The organism is Bradyrhizobium sp. Pa8, from assembly GCF_052588265.1.
The window spans coordinates 7,286,934-7,303,907 of the sequence record NZ_CP176767.1 but is presented as its reverse complement, the minus strand read 5'-3'; the positions used below and the strand labels follow the sequence as shown (position 1 = coordinate 7,303,907).

Sequence of the window (16,974 nt, the reverse complement as noted above, 5' to 3'; positions counted from 1 at the left end):
TTCAGCTCGCTTCGGCCGTCCGTCGGCGGGGGTGGGCGGCCATCGCGATCAGCCGCAGCGCCATCACGGCGAGCAGCGGAATGAGGAAGGCGGCATGGAGCGGCATCGCCGGCACGCGCTTGCCGAACGACACCATGAACTGGAACCAGAGATAGTAGCCGCCCACGAGGTGCAGCGCGCGCCAGGCCTGCAGCCCGAGCAGCGCGGCGGTGCGGTCGAACGAGGTCGCGCTCATGGCGATGATGAATGCATAGCCGATGCCGCCGAAGATGTAGGAGGCGGCCGAAGTCGCCTCCACAAAGCCGGCCGTGTCCATTTTGGCGAAGGCAATGATCGCAACCGCGTGGATGGTGTGGGAGGCCGCAAAGCTCAGGCCCAGAGAGCGGCGGTTGCGGCGCTGCCAGCGGGTCCAGCTGTTAGGCCGCAGCCGTGCGAGTGCCGCAGCACTGAAGGCAACGCAGAACAGCAGCAGCGAGCTTCGCGCCGTGAAACGGATCACCATCCGCACGCCCTCGACCTCGAACTGCCGCATCGACGCGATCCACAGGCTGAGCGCGATGAGGCTCAGGGAGAGAACGGCGAGCAGCCGCCAGCCCTCGAACCAGTTTTGACGTTGTGACATGGCGATTTCCTCCCCTATGTAATCATCGATTACATTTCAGGCTGGCGAAATCGTCAACGGTGTAATCGATGATTACATTCACGTTCGGGTGATGCTAGGAAGCTTTATGCCTGCCCGACAGCCGTCCAAGCCGCGCGCCCGCCGCCAAACGCCAGAAGCCCGGCCCTATCATCACGGCGACCTCCGCCGCGTGCTGATCGATGCTGCGTTGCAACTGGCGGCGGAGGGAGCCGAGGTCTCGGTCCGCGAGGCCGCACGCCGGGCCGCGGTTTCGCCGGGGGCGCCGTTCCGGCACTTCCCCAACCGCGACGCGCTGATGGCGGCGGTGGCCGGGGAGGCGCAGCGGCGCTTTCGCGCCGAGATCGAGGTGGCGCTGGACCAGGCGCCGGCCACCGACCCGCTCGGTCGCTTCCGCGCCTTCGGGCTCGCCTACCTGCGCTGGGCGATGCGTAACCCCGCGCATTTCGAGATCATCTCCACGGGGCGCTACTTCGCCCATGGCAGCTCCGCGGAGCTGACACGCGACAATGCCGAGCTGATCGCTCTGACCGAACGGATGCTGGAAGACGCGGCGGAGCAGGGCCTGCTGCGGTCGGCCGATCTCAAGCGCATCCAGATCGCCGGCCGCGCCCTGGTCTACGGCTTTGCCCGGATGAATCTCGACGGCCACTTTCCGCGCTGGGGGGTGGAGGAGGGCGAGACCGAGCGGATGGCGGAAGGCGTGATCGACCTGTTCATCGCCGGGATCGCCGAGCCGACCCGCGGCGCCTGATCTGCCGGGACCCTCATGATGAGGAGGCGCGTAGCGCCGTCTGCGGACGATGCTCCGCATCGCCGCGAGAACCATGCAGGCCCGCTCGGGCCTCTCCCTTCGAGACGCCTGCTTCGCAGGCTCCTCAGGGTGAGGGATGGAGTTGGCCGTGCGGCTGTTCGCCGCCTGCTAACATTAAGCGAAGGTCGGACCGCGACACGCGTTGCTTGTCCGCGACCATTCAATTACAGTTTTATGACACGGTGCAGGCTTCCGGCTGCGCCGAACGCCGCAGGCCGACCCGACGGCTGGGTATTCATTGCGCCGGACCAGCTGTTGCGTGCCGTCGATGGCGTCCGCGCCCAATCCAGGTCCTTCTGCCACCACCGCCGTGCTGGCCAGCGTCGCCGCGCTCGGCATCTGGCGGCTGCTCGCGGTCGCCGCGCCGCATCTGGCAGCACTCGCGCTGATGTACGAGACCGAGACCGATTTCGGTTCGCGCCTCTCCTTCGTGCTCGCCTGGGGCATCCTCAATTTCTTCTGGATCACGCTGCTGCGCCGGCCGGCGCTGTCGGGCGCGCTGTCGCTGACCATGGTCGTTGTGCTGGTGCTGCTGTCGCGGCTCAAGCACGACGTCGTGCAGATGACGGTCAACTTCATCGACCTGATGATGATCGACCGCGACACCGTGGCGTTCCTGTTCACGATCTTCCCGAACCTGCGCTGGTCGGTGATCGGGGCCGGCCTCGTCACGCTGCCGCTGATGTATGCGCTGTGGTGGCTCGATCCGTTTCGCATCCGCCGCCTGCCGGCGTTCGCGTCCACGCTCGCCTGTCTTGCTGCACTGGTCGGCTATTCGCTCTATCATCCGGACGAGGCCTGGCGCGGCTATTACGACGACGGCTATCTCTCGAAATTCTTCCGCTCCGGTGTCAGCGCGGTCTCCGATTTCGCGCAATACGGTTTCATGGAGTCGGCCGCCTCGACCAACGAACGGCTCAACATGCCGCTGGTGGATGCCTGCCACCCCGCGGGGCGCCGGCCGAACATCATCATGGTCCATGATGAATCGAGCTTCGACATTCGCGCCGCGCAAGGCATCAAGGTGCCGCCGCGCTATGGCGATCATTTCAAATCCTTTGACGGAAAGCAGCGCACGTTCCTGGCCGAGAGCAATGGCGGGCCGAGCTGGTTCACCGAATACAACGTGCTCGCTGGCCTCTCCTCGCGCTCGTTCGGCCGCTTCGCCTATTTCGTGACGCGCATCGCCTCAAGCCGCGTCGAGCGCGGCCTGCCGCTGGCGCTGCGCCGCTGCGGCTATGACACGCTATCGCTCTATCCCGCCTATGGCGGCTTCATGGGCGCGCGCAGCTTTCAGGTGACGACCGGCGTCGAACGCTTCCTCGACTCGAAGGATCTCGGTGCCAAGGACGTCGAGCCGGACTCCTTCTTCTACGACAAGGCGCTCCAGCTGATGGGCCAGCAGCCGCCGAACAAGCCGCTGTTCACCTTCATCTATCTCGGCGCCAATCATTTCCCCTGGGAGACGCGCTTCCGCCCCGATCTGCTGCCGAACTGGCGCGCGCCGGGCAATGCGGCGTCCATCGACGAATATCTGCGTCGGCAGGCGATGAGCGCCGAGCAGTACAGAGCGTTTGTCGCGGGCCTGAAGAAGAATTTTCCCGGCGAGCCCTTCCTGATCGTGCGCTACGGCGATCATCAGCCCGAGTTTGCGCCGAACCTCCTCGAGCCCGGACTCGACGAGGGCGCGCTCGGCAAGAAGCTCGACGCTTACGATCCGCGTCTCTACGCGACTTATTACGCGATCGACGCCATCAATTTCGAGCCGGTGAAGAGCGAGGCCGTGATGGACACGGTCGACGGCCCCTATCTCCCGCTGGTGATTCAGGAAGCCGCCGGCATTCCGCTCGATCCCTCCTTTGCCGAGCAGAAGCAGATCATGCTCCGCTGCAAAGGCATCTTCTACGGCTGCAGGGACGGCGCCGAGGCGCGGCGGCTCAACCGGCTGCTGATCAATGCCGGGATCATCCGGGGGCTGTAGTTTCCATCGCGGCCATTCATTCGCCACCGCGTCGATCGATATTTTGGCTTTGGCATCCTCCTCCGAACGAGGGACGCGATGGAGGGCGATGCCGGCTAGTGGGGGCGCTCGATCAACCGCGAACCTTAAGGAGACGTCATTGGCAATTTCCGTGAAACAGATGCTCGAGGCCGCCAACGCGGCCGTGCCGAAGATCACGCCGGCCCAGGCCGAGGAGATGATCGGGAAGGGCGCGCTCGTGCTCGACGTGCGCGATGCGCCGGAAATCGAGAAGAGTGGCAAGATCCCGGGCGCGCTGAATATCTCCCGCGGCATGCTGGAGTTTCGGGCCGATCCGGACTCGCCCTATCACGATAAGACCCTCGCCAAGGACAAGGCCGTCATCCTCTATTGCGCCTCCGGCGGCCGTTCCGCGCTCGCCGGCAAGCTGCTTCAGGACATGGGCTATGGCCACGTCTACAACGTCGGCGGCTTCAAGGACTGGGTCGATGCCGGAGGGGCGACCGAGAAGGCCTAGCAAGGGCGGCGCCGCGGGGAGGCATTCCCTAGCGCCGGTCCACCTTCTCCCACAGCCACTTCGCCACCGCATCGGGCGATGAGTTCGCGTCATTGCCGCTGGCGCGCAGGTTCGCCTCGCGCATGGTGGCGATGTCGATCTTGCCGAGCAGCGGCTTGAGGGCCGCCTGCAATCGCTCGTCGGCGGCGCGCTTGGGGGCCAGCAGCAGGATTGCGTCATAGGGCGGGATAGCGTGCCTGGGATCGTCCAGCACGACCAGATCGTATTTCGCGATCAGTCCGTCGCTGGTGTAGCCGGCGATCACGTCGACCTCGCCGCTGGCGACGGCCGCATACATGAAATCCGGCTGCATCTGGCGCTGGGCGCGGAACGAGAGGCCATAGGATTTTTGCAGCGCCGCCCATTCGGGGCGCGAGAAGAACTCGTAGTCGCCGGCGATGGACAGCGCTGGAGCATGCGCGGCGAGATCGGCGATGGTGCGGATGCCGAGCGCCTCGGCGCGCTTCTTCGGCATCACCAGCGCATAGGCGTTCTCGAAGCCGAGCTCGCCGAGCAGGGTGATGTTGTCCTTCGCGAGCGCTGTCTTGAGCTCCGCCAACAACTCCGCGCGCGGCTTGATGTCCGTGCGGTGCAGCTGGTTGGCCCACAGCGTGCCGGAATAATCGACATAGAGATCGATGTCGCCGGCCTTGAGCGCCTCGAAGATGACGCTTGAGCCGAGACCCGACCGCGCGGTCGCGGAGAGACTGGCGGCCTGGAGGCGGTCCCTCAGCAGGGCCGACAGCACATATTGCTCGGCGAACGTCTTGGCGCCGACGACATAGCTCTGCGACGAGCGTCCCATCGTCGGCACCAGCGTTGCGAGGACCAGCGCCGCGATCCCGATGCCGCCGAGCGCGGCAGGCAGGCGGCTGCGGTGGCGCAAGCCGCTCTCGATCAGGCCGAGCAGCTGATCGACGGCGAGCGCGAGCAGGGCCGAGGCAAAGCAGCCGAACAGCACGAATACCCAGTTCTGGGTCTGAAGTCCGGCGAAAATGTAATTGCCGAGGCTGGTCTGCCCGATCGGCGTTGACAGGGTCGCGGTGCCGATCACCCACACCGCCGCGGTGCGGATGCCGGCCATCATCACCGGCAGCGCCAGCGGCAGCTCGACCATGATGAGCGACTGCCGCGCGGTCATGCCGACGCCTTTGGCGGCTTCGATCAGCGCGGGATCGATGCCGTTGAGGCCCGTGATGCCGTTGCGCAGCACCGGCAGCATCGAATAGAGCGCGAGCGCCAGCATCGCCGGCAGGAAGCCGAAAGCGGAGAAGGTGATTCCGAACCAGGCGAGTGTCACGGACGCGGCCAGCAACAGCAGCGGATAGAACAGCGCGAGCAGTGCCAAGCCGGGCACCGTCTGCACGACGCTTGCGAGCGCGAGCAGGACGGCGCGCGGCGCCGGGCGGTTGCGTGTCAGGATCGCCAGCGGCAGGCTGACGGCGAGGCCGAGCGCGAGCGCGGCGAGGCTGACCCGAACATGGTTGCCGAGATAGTCGGGCAGATGCGAGAGCGCCTCGCCCCAGCGCGGATCGGCGAACAGGCTCATGCCGCACCGCTCTGTGGCAGTAGCGCGTTCAGCCGCTCGACCTGGCGCCGCGGCGTGCGCAGCAGCTCCAGCACATAGGCGTCGCCGCTCGTGGAGAGTTCCGCGGGCGTGCCTTGCGCCAGCAGCTGTCCGCTGCGCATCACCGCGATGCGGTCGGCGAGGAGGATCGCTTCCGTCATGTCGTGGGTGATCATGACCGTGGTCAGGCCGAGCTTGCGATGCAGTTCGCGAAAATCCTCGCCGAGCGCATCGCGGGTGAGGGGATCGAGCGCGCCGAACGGCTCGTCCATCAGCACGATGCGGGGCCGTGCCGCGAGCGCCCGCGCCACCCCGACGCGCTGGCGCTGGCCGCCGGAGAGCGCCTCGGGCAGGCGATCGCGATGCGCGCGACGGTCGAGTTGCACGAGCTCGAGCAGCTCGTCGACCCGCGCGGTGATGTCCGCTGCCGGTGCGCCCAGCAGGCTTGGCGTGATCCCGATATTGTCGGCGACGCTCAGATGCGGAAACAGCCCGCCGCTCTGGAAGACGTAGCCGATCCGGCGCCGCAGCGCGACCGGATCGACGGTCTGCACATCCTCGCCCTCGACCGTGATCGTGCCGGCATCGGCCTCGATCAGGCGGTTGGCGAGCCGCAGCAGCGTGGTCTTGCCGGAGCCGGAGCCGCCGACGATGGCCAGAAATTCGCCCTCGGCGATGTCGAGCGACACATCGCCGACGGCCTTGAGTGAGCCGAAGTTCTTGCTGACGTGGGAATAGCCAATCATCGGCCTGGAAGGCATTGGGCGGGGCTCACTCTCTTACCCTCCCCTGAAGGGGGAGGGTCGCTTCGCATGTAGCGGAGCGGAGTGCGAAGCGGGGTGGGGTGACCTCTCCACGCGGGGACTGCCTCAAAGGAGAGACTGTCACCCCACCCCGTCTCACATTTCGCTGCGCTCATGTGGGCCGACCCTCCCCCTCCAGGGGAGGGTAAGAGCACGGCAGGCCCATGCGTAGCACGCTTGGCGGCTCGATTGAACTTGACCGCGCGAGCGGCTAAGGCATCGGGCCAAGTTCGGAGGGAACACATGACGACGCCCACGGCAGTGGCGCTGGAAGACGCCAAGGTCGCGTTCCGGCTGGGGGACGACCGGGTCTATACGGCGGTGGAGAAGGCGCATCTGATGGTCGCGCAGGGCGAGTTCGTCGCTATCGTCGGGCCGACGGGCTGCGGGAAATCGACGCTGCTCAATGTCGCAGCCGGTCTGCTCAAGCCCGCCGCCGGCAGCATCAAGATATTCGACCGGCCGCTCGCGGGGCTGAACCGGGACGCCGGCTACCTGTTCCAGGCCGATGCGCTGTTCCCCTGGAAGACCGCGCTCGACAATGTCGCGATCGGGCTCGAGATCGCGGGTACGCCCCGCGCCGAAGCGCTGCAACGCGCGCAAAAATGGCTGACGGCCGTCGGCCTCGGGGCTTTCGCCAACCGCTATCCGCACATGCTCTCCGGCGGCCAGCGCAAGCGCGTGGCGCTGGCACAGGTGCTGATCCGCGACCCAAAGATACTCCTGATGGACGAGCCGTTCGGGCCGCTCGATGCGCAGACCCGCCAGGTGATGGGCAATCTGCTGCTCGACCTCTGGAATGCCGACCGTAAGGCCGTGCTGTTCGTCACCCATGATCTCGAAGAGGCGATCGCGCTCGCCGATCGCGTCGTGATCATGTCGGCGGGGCCGTCCTCGCGCATCATCGGCGACTGGCGCGTGAGCTTGCCGCGCCCGCGCGATATTTTCGAGGTGCGGCTGGACAAGGAGTTCCATGCGCTCCACCGCGAGATCTGGAGCGTGCTCAAGGACGAGGTGATGAAGGGTTACGCGACCCAAGCGGCGGAGGCGATCTGATGTCGCGCGTGACGCTGCTTGCGCTGCAAGTTCTGGTCGCCGTCGTCTGCCTCGCACTATGGCAGCTCTTTGCGACCGTGCCGGTGTTCGGAAAAATCCTGTTGCCGCCGTTCTTCTTCTCCAATCCGGTCGACGTGTTCAGCCAGATCGTCAAGTGGTTCTCGTCCGGCGTGATCTGGAAGCATCTCGGCATCACGTTGACGGAATCGATTCTGGCGTTCGTGATCGGATCGCTCGGCGGCGTGCTGGTCGGCTTCTGGTTCGCGCGCCAGCCATTGGTTGCCGCGGTGTTCGATCCCTACGTCAAGATGGTCAACGCGCTGCCCCGCGTCGTGCTTGCGCCGATCTTCGCGCTGTGGCTGGGCCTCGGCATCTGGTCCAAGGTCGCGCTCGGCGTGACGCTGGTGTTCTTCATCGTGTTCTTCAACGTCTATCAGGGGGTCAAGGAAGTCAGCCGCACCGTGCTCGACAATGGCCGCATGCTCGGCATGAGCGAGCGGCAATTGATGCAGCACGTCTATTGGCCGTCGGCGCTGTCGTGGATGTTCTCCTCGCTGCACACCTCGGTCGGCTTCGCCGTGGTCGGCGCCGTCGTCGGCGAATATCTGGGATCGGCGGCGGGGCTCGGCTATCTGATCCAGCAGGCCGAAGGCATTTTCGACGTCGCCGGCGTGTTCGCCGGCATGTTCGTGTTGTCGGCCTTCGTCATCCTGATCGATTTCGGGGTGACGCTGGTTGAGCGCAGGCTGCTGGTCTGGCGGCCGACCGTGGACGGGCGGGGGTAGGCTGCCTCGTTTGCCTGCTGACGTTTATGTGATTGACCGCCCGGAATAGAACGCGCGGCCATACGTCATACCCCATGCAACCACCTGCATGGGAGTTCAGGATGCCCCCCTCACGGTTTCACCGCGCCGTAGCGGTGTTCGCAAGCAGATGCCGATGGCCCAGGCCCGGCCTCGGCACGGCGTTCCTTGCCGCGCGCATTCTGGTCGCGTTCGCACTCCCGCCGCTCGTGTTCGCGCATGAATTCCATCCGGCCGCCCCGCCGGCCGCGGTGAGCACGGAGGAGCGTGCGTTTCTGGAAGAAAACGAAGCGGCGATGACCAAGATGATGAACGACATGGCGGCCAAGCCGACCGGCGACATCGATCGCGACTTCGTCGCGATGATGAGCCCGCATCATCAGGGCGCGATCGACATGGCGGTGATCGAGTTGCGTTACGGCAAGAACGAGCAGCTGCGGCGCATCGCCCAGGAAATCATCGTCGACCAGATGCAGGAGATCGCGGCCATGAAGCTCGCGATCGGCGAACCCGCGACAGACACCACGCCCGCCCCGACCCAGCCGCCCTCTGCTCCCAACACAACCGTTCATCATCATCCGGGCATGCAGATGGATATGTCCACGGGAATGAAGAAGTAGGAGTCGCAGATGACCACGTCACGAAGCACTATGATGAAGACCATTTTCCTGGCGGCCACGATGCTTGCGACGGGTTCGGTCGCGTGGGCAGGGCAGGCGCCGGGCGCGCTGTCCGCCCCCGATATTCCGATCAGCCACCACGACCGCGTTTACGCAGCAGAGCAGTTCTCGAATACGGTCTCGGTCACCGATCCCGTCGACAACAAGCTGGTTGGCGTGATCCGGTTGGGCGACCCGCAACCCGGCAATTTCAGCCCGCTCTACAGGGGGCAGGTGCTCGTTCATGGCATGGGCTTCTCGCCCGATCACAAGACGCTCGCCGTGGTGTCGATCGGCTCCAATTCGGTGAGCTTCATCGACACTGCAACCAACGCGGTCAAGCATATCACTTACGTCGGACGATCGCCGCACGAGGCGTTCTTCACGCCGGACGGCAAGGAAGTGTGGGTCACCGTTCGCGGCGAGAACTACATCTCCGTCATCGATCCGATCAGCTTCAAGGAGAAGACCCGGATCACGACCCCGAACGGGCCGGGCATGCAGATTTTCTCACCCGACGGCAAATACGGCTACATCTGCTCGTCGTTCAATCCCGAGACCGACGTCGTCGCGGTGGCCGAGCACAAGATCATCGCCACGGTGAAGCAGGAGAGCCCGTTCTGCCCGAACATCGCGGCGACGCCGGATGGAAACCAGGTGTGGTTCACGCTGAAGGACGTCGGCCGGACACAGGTATTCAACGCCAGGCCACCGTTCAACGCGATCAAGACGATCGATACCGGGCCGATCACCAACCACGTCAACTTCGCGCACACCGCCAAGGGCACGTTCGCCTACGTCACCATCGGTGGCCTGAACGAGGTAAAGGTGTTCCGCACCGACGATTTCTCGCAGGTCGCGACGATCCCGGTCGGCAATCTGCCGCACGGCGTCTGGCCGTCCGGCGACGGCACACGCATCTATGTGGGGCTGGAGAACGCCGACGCGCTCGCGGCCATCGACACGGCGACCAATAAAGTGGTCGGGAACGTTCCGATCGGCCAGGCGCCGCAGGCAATCGCGTATGTTCCAAATGCCGCGCCTGACCCTGATGACCGCCGGAATTTGCAGGCCCTCGGCGTCGCCGGGCAGGTCGCTCATCTCACGCTTGCGTCGAAGGACGGTGCAAAGGACGGCACGGCGCCGACCAGCGTGTCGCTGTTCGATCAGGGCCTGATTCAGATCTTGCAGGCTTCGGTGACGGGACTTCAGCCCAAGCAGAAATATGTGCTTGCCCTGGCGGAGCATGGCGACGGAAGTGGCCCGTTGCAGCCGTTGGCGGCCTTCATGACCAATCCGGCTGGATCTGCCATCGTCAATGTGGCCGGTCCGATCCGGCAGATCGTCGACCAGTCTGCCGCTGAAGCAAGGCGGTACCTGGTGATTACGGCCGGCGACGCGGCTATGCCCGGTGAAGCGGTCCAGATCGAGGCGCAATGACGCGCCGTCCGACGTCGGCAAAGGGCAGGTGGAGCGCCTCGTGAAGGACATGCTGGTTCAGGTCGAGCCGCTTATCCCCGCGCTCCGCCGCTACGCGCGCGCGCTTTTGCGCGATCGCGCGGCTGCCGATGATCTGGTTCAGGATTGCCTGGAACGTGCCGTCAGCCATTGGCATCAGCGGCGCGACGGCAGCGTGCGCGCCTGGCTGTTCAGCATCCTCCACAATCTGGCGGTCACGCAATTCCGCCAGGCGACGGCGCGAGGCAGGCATATGCCGATCGACGATGCAGGCGAGCGTGAGCTTGTCAGTGCCGCCGCGCAGGAGCACAGGTTGATCTATCAGGATGTCCTGAGAAAGCTTGCGAAACTGCCGGAAGAGCAGCGTGCCGTGTTGTTGCTTGTTGCGGTTGAGGATCTATCCTACGCGGACGCCGCGGGAGTGCTGAAGATCCCGGTCGGGACCGTGATGTCACGCCTGTCGCGCGCGCGGGAGAGGCTTTTGCAGGAGATGGAGGGCGTGGCTCCAGGGAACGTCGTGGCATTGCGGGGTGTGAAATGAACAGGCGGCCGATCACCGAGGATGATCTCCACGCCTATGTCGACCAGGCGCTCGAGCCTGAACGGCGCGCGGAGGTCGCATCCTATCTGGACGATCATCAGGATGTCGCCGCGCGCGTTGCGGCGTTCGCCACCCAGCGCGAGCAGCTGCGCGGGGCGTTTGCGTCGATCGCCGACGAGCCGTTACCAGCCGAGTTGAATCTATCGCACATCATCGAGAGCCGGAGACGGTCTCCCATGCGGGCGTGGTGGGCGATCGCTGCGATGTTGCTTCTCGGCATCGGCGGTCTCGGCGGGTGGACCATGCGCGGCGTCTTGCAGGAGGGCTCGAATGGATTGTCTGCACTGGCGCAGGAGGCGGCCTATTCGTATGGCGTTTACGCACCGGACCGCGTGCGGCCGGTCGAGATAAGGGCGTCCGACAGTGCCGAGCTCACGCGATGGGTATCGAATCGGCTGAAACAGCCGGTCAAGGTGCCGGACCTCTCCGCCTCAGGCTATCGTCTGATGGGCGGTCGCCTGGTTGCGACGTCGCACGGCCCGGCAGCAATGTTCATGTACGATGACGATCACGGCGACCGGCTTGTCGTGCTGACGCGTCCGATGAGCAACCGCAATCTGGATACGCCGATGATGCCGCAATCGACCGGCGATGTCGCGGGCTTCGTGTGGGCGGATGGCGGCATGGGTTACACGCTCGTCGGCCAGCTTCCCGGAGATACGCTCAAGCCGATCGCGAACGAGATCCGGAAGCAGACGCGCCCGATCTAGCCTCGAAGCTGACGTAATGGGCCCGCACGGCAGTGCGAGCCCGAACGTTCAACCGGCCCGAACTGCGGGGAGCCTAGTCCAGCAGCTTGGTGTCATCGGGCGCCTGCGGAGGCGTCTTGATCGCGATGGCCTTGACCTGACCGCTGATCGGCTTGGTGCCGCCATGCGGGGTGCCCTTGGGGATGATGACGAGGTCGCCGGGTTTCACCGTCACCTCCTTGTCGCCGAGCCAGATCGTCCCGGTCCCGTCCAGGATGTACTGGATCTCGTTGGTGTTGGGATGCATGTGCTTGGGCACATTGCCGACCTGGATCGAGATGGTGGCGCCGTCGGCGCTGGCGAACATCTTGGAACGGTAGCCGACATTGTTGGCGGGGCCGAGTGCATCGCCCTCCATCTCGCCGGTGTGGATGATCTGCGCGGTGACGTTCTCGGCAGCCAGCGCCGGCCGGAGCAGTTGGTTCGCGCCGCATCCGGCGGCAAAGGCGGCGGCGATCGACAGGCCGATTGCAAGGCGATTCATGGATGATCCTCCCCATCAAGAATTGTTCTTGTCTGAGCATGTTATTGCGCCGAAAGGCCAATGGCCAGTGCCACTTAAGCGGTGCTTCTCAAGCCAGTCCCGCTGCTCTATGGTGCCGCCAGCCGAACGGAGGAAACCAATGAAGAACACGATTGCCAGGCTCGCCGGCGCGCTGCTCGCGCTGACGCTCACCACCGGTCTTGCCGCGGCGCAAAGCAAGGTGACCATCGCGGTCGGCGGTGGCGCCTGCCTGTGCTATCTGCCGACGGTGCTGGCCAAGCAGCTCGGCGAATACGAGAAGGCGGGCCTCAATGTCGAACTCGTGGACCTCAAGGGCGGCTCGGACGCGCTCAAGGCCGTGCTCGGCGGCAGCGCCGACGTCGTCTCCGGCTATTTCGACCATTGCGTCAATCTCGCGGCCAAGAAGCAGGAGCTTCAGGCCTTCGTGGTCTATGACCGCTATCCCGGCCTCGTGCTGGTGGTCGCGCCCTCGCGCACCAATGACATCAAGTCGGTCAAGGATCTCGCCGGCAAGAAGGTCGGCGTCAGCGCGCCCGGCTCCTCCACCGACTTCTTCCTCAAATATCTCCTGAAAAAGAGCGGGCTCGATCCCGCCGGCACCGCCGTGATCGGCGTCGGCCTCGGCGCCACCGCCGTGGCCGCGATGGAGCAGGGGCAGCTCGATGCAGCCGTGATGCTTGATCCCTCCGTCACCGTGCTCCAGGGCAGCCACAAGGATCTCCGCATCCTCAGCGACACCCGGACCCAGAAGGACACGCTCGAGACGTTCGGCGGCGAATATCCGGGCGGCGCGCTGTACTCGACCGTGGCATGGATCAACGGCCACGAGAAGGAAACGCAGGCGCTCACCAACGCAATGCTGGCCACGATCGGCTGGATCCATTCGCATTCGCCCGAGGAGATCATGGCGAAGATGCCGGACGAGATGGTCGGCAAGAACAAGGAGCTTTATCTCGCCGCGCTGAAGAACACGATCCCGATGTTCTCCGAAACCGGCAAGATGGACCCGAAGGGCGCGGACGCCGTGCTCGCGGTGTTCAGCGTCGGCTCGCCCGAGGTGGCCGCCGCCAAGATCGACGTCAGCAAGACCTTTACCAACAAGTACGTCGATCAGGCCAAGAAGACCACGGGGAACGCCAAATAACTGACGCGAAGGCATTATAATCAGGTGTCATGACGTCATTGGTCATTCATCGCGTCACGACGCTTGATCTTGCCGTGCGGCCGATCGCCTGGCCGTTCGCCGAGCAGCGCCGCGCCGAGATCGCGGCGCATTTCGCCGAGAAGCAGCGCGAGCGGCCGAAGATGTGGAACGGCCGCGTCCTGCTCGGGCGCGATGCCGTATTCACGGACGGCCATCTCGCCGCGACCTATTTCGAGACGGATTTCGCGAGCTTCCTTGCCTGGCGCGACTGGGGCTTTCCCGACAAGGCGGTGTTCAACGGCTTCGGCATGGGCGCGCTGCGCGCCTCGGATGGTGCCTTCATCCTGGGCGAGATGGCGCAGCACACCGCCAATGCAGGCCGTATCTATTTCCCCTCGGGCACGCCCGATCTGGACGACGTCAGGGACGGCGCGCTCGACATTCCCGGCAGTGTCATCCGCGAACTCGGGGAAGAGACCGGCTTGACCGCGGCCGACTACCGGACCCAGCCGGACTGGCACTGTGTCGTCACCGGTCCGTCGATTGCAATGATTCAAATTATCAACCTGGACATGCCGGGTGACGTGGCCCGGGCCCGGATCGAGGCCAATCTCGCGCGCGAAGCCGAGCCGGAGCTGTCGGCCATTCATCTCGTGCGCGGGATGAGCGATCTCACGCCGTCCATGCCGCGATTTGTCACGGCCTTCGTCGAGCAGCAGTTCGCGTCGCGCTGATGCGCGAGGCTTGACATCGCTGCGCCCAGCCCATGTGATGGGCCAAAAAGCAAAAGCAACAAGAATGCAATGCACAATCGTCCAGGGAGGTTTTGATGCGCCTGCGCATGGCTGCCCGCTTGGTACGTGGGCTGTTGGTCGCGATATCAGCGACGGGCTTGATGGCTTCGGCTCAGGCTCAAGAGAAGAAGATCAAGATCGGCGTTGTTTTCGACCTGACCGGGCCTCTCGCGGGCGGTGGATCTGAGCTCGGCTATATCGGCGCAAAAATTATTCTCGACCATTTCGCCAAGACCGGCGTCGAGGGCTACAAGATCGAGGCGGTCTATGCCGACGCGCAGAGCAAACCCGACATCGCCATCAACGAATCCGTCCGCCTGCTCGAGCAGGAGAAGGTGGACATGGTGCTCGGCTTCTTCTCCTCGGCGCAATGCGTGCCGGTCGCCGCCCGCGTCGAGCAGCTCAAGAAGTTCATGTGGATGACGACCTGCATCTCGTCGGCCGTGTTCAACGACAAGGGCTACAAGTACGTGTTCCGCCCGCAGGCGAGCGGCGACCAGTTCGGCATGATGACGATGGATTTCATCGCGCAGAACGCCAAGGCGAAGTTCGACAAGGAGCCGAAGGACCTGCGCGTCGCCATCATCCACGAGGATGGCGCCTATGGCGTCGACGTCTCCAGGGGCAATGAGGCCGGCGCGAAGAAGGCGGGCTTCAACGTCGTGATGAAGGAGGGCTATTCGGCGACGGCGCCCGATCTCTCCGCGCTGGTGACCAAGCTGAAGCGTGGCAAGCCCGATGTCATTTTCCACACGGGCTACAACCCTGATATCACGCTGCTGCTGCGCCAGGCCCGCGAGCAGGGGCTGAAGTTCGGCGCGCTGATGGGCCATGGTGCCGGCTACGGCGTCTACGAGAAGCTGAAAGAGGGGATGGGGGCTGACGCCACCTACATCTTCAACACCGACCCGATATCGATCTGGCTCGCCAACCAGAAGACCATGGATCCCAAGCTTCCGCCCGTCATCAAGATGGTCGGCGAGGAGTTCGACAAGATCAGGCCCGGCGTTGCCATCCGCTCGGCGCATGTCGGCATCGGCGCGTCCAACACTTACGTGTTCATGAGTGATGTGCTGCCGCGCGCGATCAAGAAGTATGGCGGCGTCGATCCCGACGCGCTGCGCAAGGCCGCGCTCGATACCGACATCCCCGAGGGCGGCACGATGCTCGGCTTCGGCGTCAAGTTCTACGGCGAGGGCACGCCGATGGCCGGGCAGAACGAGCGCTCGTTCCCGGTCGTGATCCAGTACATCGACGACAAATCCTCTGTGGTGTGGCCCAAGAGTCAGGCGCAGCGCGAGGCCGTGCTGCCGCTGCCGAAGGGCACCACCTACAGCAACCAGTAGCGGCGGAGCAGGACGGTGCTGGAAGTCAGCGGGCTGGTGAAGCGGTTTGGTGGCTTCACCGCCGTCAACAACGTGTCGTTTCGGGTCGATCAGGGCGAGATCCTCGGCCTGATCGGCCCCAACGGCTCGGGCAAGAGCACGATCTTCAACATGCTCTCCGGCACGCTGGCGCCGACATCCGGCTCGATCCTGTTCGGCGGCGCGGAGATCGCGGGCCTTGCGCCGCACCGGATCATCAATAGCGGTATCGGCCGCACCTTCCAGATTCCGCGGCCGTTCCGACGCCTGACAATTTTCGAGAACGTCGCACTGGCCGGCTTCTACGGCCAGGGCCGCCACAGTCGTGCCAGGGCGGAGGAGGCGGCCGAGCGGTCACTTGCGATGGTGGGCTTGCCGACCGATCGCCATGCCAGCGTCGATGGCCTGGGCGCGGCCGGCCTGAAGAAGCTCGAACTTGCGAAGGCGCTCGCCACCGCGCCAAAACTGCTGCTCGCCGACGAGAGCCTCGGCGGTCTCGACGAGACCGAGATGGACCAGGCGGCGGACATGCTGCGCAACATCCGCGACGAACTCGGCATCACCATCATCTGGGTCGAGCACATCATGGGCGTGCTGATGCGCGTCGTCGACCGCGTGATGGTGCTCGATCACGGCGAGAAGATCTCGGAAGGGTTGCCGAGCGCGGTTGCCGGCGACCCGCGCGTTATCGAGGTCTATCTCGGCACCGATGCCGAGACCACGCAGGCCGCGGCGGCGGAAGCGCGCCGCCGCTCGGGAGGCTAGACGATGCTGGAGCTTCGTTCGGTCAGCGCGGGTTACGGCACGTTCCAGGCGCTGTTCGACGTCAATCTCGACGTGAAGGCGGGCGAGGCCGTCGGCGTCATCGGTCCGAACGGCGCCGGCAAGACCACCTTGATGCGCGTCATCTCCGGCCTGATCCGTCCCACGCGCGGGTCGATCAGGATGGAGGGCGTCGATGTCGTGGCGACGCCGCCGCACAAGATCGTCAGCCTCGGGATCGCGCATGTGCCGGAGAACCGGCGGCTGTTTCCGCAGCTCACGGTCGACGACAATCTCAAGATGGGCGCCTTCATGAAGGAGGCGCGCGGCCACTATGCCGAGCGGCTGGATGTCGTGTTCGACCTGTTTCCGCGCCTGAAGGAACGCCGCCACCAGATGGCCGGCACCATGTCCGGCGGCGAGCAGCAGATGTGCGCGATCGGCCGCGCGCTGATGTCGAATCCAAAACTTTTGCTGCTCGACGAGCCGTCGGCGGGGCTGGCGCCGGTCGTGGTGCAGCAGGTGTTCGAGCTGGTGAAGCGGATCCGCGCCCGCGGCCTGACGGTGCTGATCGTCGAGCAGAACGTGCAGCAGGTGCTGAAAGTGGTTGATCGCGCCTATCTGATCGAGGCCGGCACGATCCGGGCATCCGGCACCTCGGCCGAGATGCTGGCGAGTGACACGGTCAAGGAAGCGTATCTCGGGGTGTGAGGTTCAT

Annotated in this window: 18 protein-coding genes; 14 read left to right on the top strand and 4 right to left on the bottom strand. The window is 65.0% G+C overall.

From position 1 onward, the window contains the following. Window position 1 precedes the first annotated feature (1 nt). The gene (locus ACKWRH_RS34630) at window positions 2–622 is read right to left on the bottom strand and encodes a hypothetical protein (protein ID WP_445217181.1); all 621 of its coding nucleotides are present in this window, start codon (window positions 620–622) and stop codon (window positions 2–4) included. Window positions 623–728: 106 nt separating this feature from the next. Between ACKWRH_RS34630 and ACKWRH_RS34625 the strand changes: the two genes are divergently transcribed. From ACKWRH_RS34625 to ACKWRH_RS34615, 3 genes are all read left to right on the top strand, one after another. Next, a complete protein-coding gene (locus ACKWRH_RS34625) occupies window positions 729–1,394 on the top strand; it encodes a TetR/AcrR family transcriptional regulator (protein ID WP_445217180.1) in 666 nt (221 codons plus the stop codon). A 328-nt stretch (window positions 1,395–1,722) separates the two neighbouring features. Beyond that, the gene (locus ACKWRH_RS34620) at window positions 1,723–3,435 is read left to right on the top strand and encodes a sulfatase-like hydrolase/transferase (protein ID WP_445217179.1); all 1,713 of its coding nucleotides are present in this window, start codon (window positions 1,723–1,725) and stop codon (window positions 3,433–3,435) included. A gap of 139 nt (window positions 3,436–3,574) precedes the next feature. After that, window positions 3,575–3,952, top strand: coding sequence for a rhodanese-like domain-containing protein (locus ACKWRH_RS34615; protein WP_445217178.1), 378 nt, complete (start codon window positions 3,575–3,577; stop codon window positions 3,950–3,952). Window positions 3,953–3,980: 28 nt separating this feature from the next. On the opposite strand, the gene ACKWRH_RS34610 is transcribed toward ACKWRH_RS34615, so the two are convergent. Together ACKWRH_RS34610 and ACKWRH_RS34605 are read right to left on the bottom strand one after the other, a co-directional pair. Next, a complete protein-coding gene (locus ACKWRH_RS34610; protein ID WP_445217177.1) occupies window positions 3,981–5,540 on the bottom strand; it encodes a glycine betaine ABC transporter substrate-binding protein in 1,560 nt (519 codons plus the stop codon). Next, a complete protein-coding gene (locus ACKWRH_RS34605) occupies window positions 5,537–6,319 on the bottom strand; it encodes an ATP-binding cassette domain-containing protein (protein WP_445217176.1) in 783 nt (260 codons plus the stop codon). Before ACKWRH_RS34605 ends, ACKWRH_RS34610 begins: the two co-directional genes overlap by 4 nt. Window positions 6,320–6,604: 285 nt before the next feature. Between ACKWRH_RS34605 and ACKWRH_RS34600 the strand changes: the two genes are divergently transcribed. From ACKWRH_RS34600 to ACKWRH_RS34575, 6 genes are all read left to right on the top strand, one after another. Further along, window positions 6,605–7,417: an ABC transporter ATP-binding protein gene (locus tag ACKWRH_RS34600; protein WP_445217175.1), complete on the top strand. Its 813-nt coding sequence runs from the start codon at window positions 6,605–6,607 to the stop codon at window positions 7,415–7,417. Continuing rightward, window positions 7,417–8,202 carry an ABC transporter permease gene (locus ACKWRH_RS34595; RefSeq protein ID WP_063981635.1) on the top strand — a complete coding sequence of 262 codons (786 nt, stop codon included), beginning with the start codon at window positions 7,417–7,419 and terminating at the stop codon, window positions 8,200–8,202. Before ACKWRH_RS34600 ends, ACKWRH_RS34595 begins: the two co-directional genes overlap by 1 nt. A gap of 101 nt (window positions 8,203–8,303) precedes the next feature. Further along, complete coding sequence (locus ACKWRH_RS34590) at window positions 8,304–8,840, top strand: DUF305 domain-containing protein (RefSeq protein ID WP_445217174.1); 537 nt, start codon at window positions 8,304–8,306, stop codon at window positions 8,838–8,840. 9 nt (window positions 8,841–8,849) lie between these two features. After that, window positions 8,850–10,319, top strand: a complete 1,470-nt coding sequence (locus tag ACKWRH_RS34585; protein WP_445217173.1) for a YncE family protein — start codon at window positions 8,850–8,852, stop codon at window positions 10,317–10,319. Between the two features lie 49 nt (window positions 10,320–10,368). Beyond that, the gene (locus tag ACKWRH_RS34580) at window positions 10,369–10,878 is read left to right on the top strand and encodes a sigma-70 family RNA polymerase sigma factor (RefSeq protein ID WP_445222527.1); all 510 of its coding nucleotides are present in this window, start codon (window positions 10,369–10,371) and stop codon (window positions 10,876–10,878) included. Beyond that, the gene (locus tag ACKWRH_RS34575; RefSeq protein WP_445217172.1) at window positions 10,875–11,648 is read left to right on the top strand and encodes an anti-sigma factor family protein; all 774 of its coding nucleotides are present in this window, start codon (window positions 10,875–10,877) and stop codon (window positions 11,646–11,648) included. Before ACKWRH_RS34580 ends, ACKWRH_RS34575 begins: the two co-directional genes overlap by 4 nt. 73 nt (window positions 11,649–11,721) lie before the next feature. On the opposite strand, the gene ACKWRH_RS34570 is transcribed toward ACKWRH_RS34575, so the two are convergent. Next, window positions 11,722–12,171, bottom strand: coding sequence for a cupin domain-containing protein (locus ACKWRH_RS34570; RefSeq protein WP_015684397.1), 450 nt, complete (start codon window positions 12,169–12,171; stop codon window positions 11,722–11,724). A 139-nt stretch (window positions 12,172–12,310) separates the two neighbouring features. Here ACKWRH_RS34570 and ACKWRH_RS34565 point away from each other — a divergent pair, with 139 nt between their 5' ends. The 5 genes from ACKWRH_RS34565 (at window position 12,311) to ACKWRH_RS34545 (ending at window position 16,967) form a co-directional block, all read left to right on the top strand. Further along, complete coding sequence (locus ACKWRH_RS34565) at window positions 12,311–13,336, top strand: ABC transporter substrate-binding protein (RefSeq protein WP_445217171.1); 1,026 nt, start codon at window positions 12,311–12,313, stop codon at window positions 13,334–13,336. Between the two features lie 29 nt (window positions 13,337–13,365). Next, window positions 13,366–14,070: an NUDIX hydrolase gene (locus ACKWRH_RS34560; RefSeq protein WP_445217170.1), complete on the top strand. Its 705-nt coding sequence runs from the start codon at window positions 13,366–13,368 to the stop codon at window positions 14,068–14,070. A gap of 95 nt (window positions 14,071–14,165) precedes the next feature. Continuing rightward, window positions 14,166–15,476, top strand: a complete 1,311-nt coding sequence (locus tag ACKWRH_RS34555; RefSeq protein ID WP_445217169.1) for an ABC transporter substrate-binding protein — start codon at window positions 14,166–14,168, stop codon at window positions 15,474–15,476. Window positions 15,477–15,491: 15 nt separating this feature from the next. Then, on the top strand, window positions 15,492–16,259 hold the full coding sequence (locus ACKWRH_RS34550; protein ID WP_028150401.1) for an ABC transporter ATP-binding protein: 768 nt from the start codon (window positions 15,492–15,494) through the stop codon (window positions 16,257–16,259). 3 nt (window positions 16,260–16,262) lie between these two features. Then, window positions 16,263–16,967 carry an ABC transporter ATP-binding protein gene (locus ACKWRH_RS34545; protein ID WP_028150400.1) on the top strand — a complete coding sequence of 235 codons (705 nt, stop codon included), beginning with the start codon at window positions 16,263–16,265 and terminating at the stop codon, window positions 16,965–16,967. Window positions 16,968–16,974 lie beyond the last annotated feature (7 nt).

Excerpts from the sequence above, each read along its gene's own strand:
- ACKWRH_RS34560 (WP_445217170.1), top strand. The coding sequence starts at position 13,366 with ATGACGTCATTGGTCATTCATCGCGTCACGACGCTTGATCTTGCCGTG.
- ACKWRH_RS34595 (WP_063981635.1), top strand. The coding sequence starts at position 7,417 with ATGTCGCGCGTGACGCTGCTTGCGCTGCAAGTTCTGGTCGCCGTCGTC.
- ACKWRH_RS34580 (WP_445222527.1), top strand. The coding sequence starts at position 10,369 with ATGCTGGTTCAGGTCGAGCCGCTTATCCCCGCGCTCCGCCGCTACGCG.
- ACKWRH_RS34600 (WP_445217175.1), top strand. The coding sequence starts at position 6,605 with ATGACGACGCCCACGGCAGTGGCGCTGGAAGACGCCAAGGTCGCGTTC.
- ACKWRH_RS34555 (WP_445217169.1), top strand. The coding sequence starts at position 14,166 with ATGCGCCTGCGCATGGCTGCCCGCTTGGTACGTGGGCTGTTGGTCGCG.
- ACKWRH_RS34575 (WP_445217172.1), top strand. The coding sequence starts at position 10,875 with ATGAACAGGCGGCCGATCACCGAGGATGATCTCCACGCCTATGTCGAC.
- ACKWRH_RS34570 (WP_015684397.1), bottom strand. The coding sequence starts at position 12,171 with ATGAATCGCCTTGCAATCGGCCTGTCGATCGCCGCCGCCTTTGCCGCC.
- ACKWRH_RS34610 (WP_445217177.1), bottom strand. The coding sequence starts at position 5,540 with ATGAGCCTGTTCGCCGATCCGCGCTGGGGCGAGGCGCTCTCGCATCTG.
- ACKWRH_RS34565 (WP_445217171.1), top strand. The coding sequence starts at position 12,311 with ATGAAGAACACGATTGCCAGGCTCGCCGGCGCGCTGCTCGCGCTGACG.
- ACKWRH_RS34590 (WP_445217174.1), top strand. The coding sequence starts at position 8,304 with ATGCCCCCCTCACGGTTTCACCGCGCCGTAGCGGTGTTCGCAAGCAGA.
- ACKWRH_RS34545 (WP_028150400.1), top strand. The coding sequence starts at position 16,263 with ATGCTGGAGCTTCGTTCGGTCAGCGCGGGTTACGGCACGTTCCAGGCG.
- ACKWRH_RS34620 (WP_445217179.1), top strand. The coding sequence starts at position 1,723 with ATGGCGTCCGCGCCCAATCCAGGTCCTTCTGCCACCACCGCCGTGCTG.
- ACKWRH_RS34585 (WP_445217173.1), top strand. The coding sequence starts at position 8,850 with ATGACCACGTCACGAAGCACTATGATGAAGACCATTTTCCTGGCGGCC.
- ACKWRH_RS34625 (WP_445217180.1), top strand. The coding sequence starts at position 729 with ATGCCTGCCCGACAGCCGTCCAAGCCGCGCGCCCGCCGCCAAACGCCA.
- ACKWRH_RS34630 (WP_445217181.1), bottom strand. The coding sequence starts at position 622 with ATGTCACAACGTCAAAACTGGTTCGAGGGCTGGCGGCTGCTCGCCGTT.
- ACKWRH_RS34605 (WP_445217176.1), bottom strand. The coding sequence starts at position 6,319 with ATGCCTTCCAGGCCGATGATTGGCTATTCCCACGTCAGCAAGAACTTC.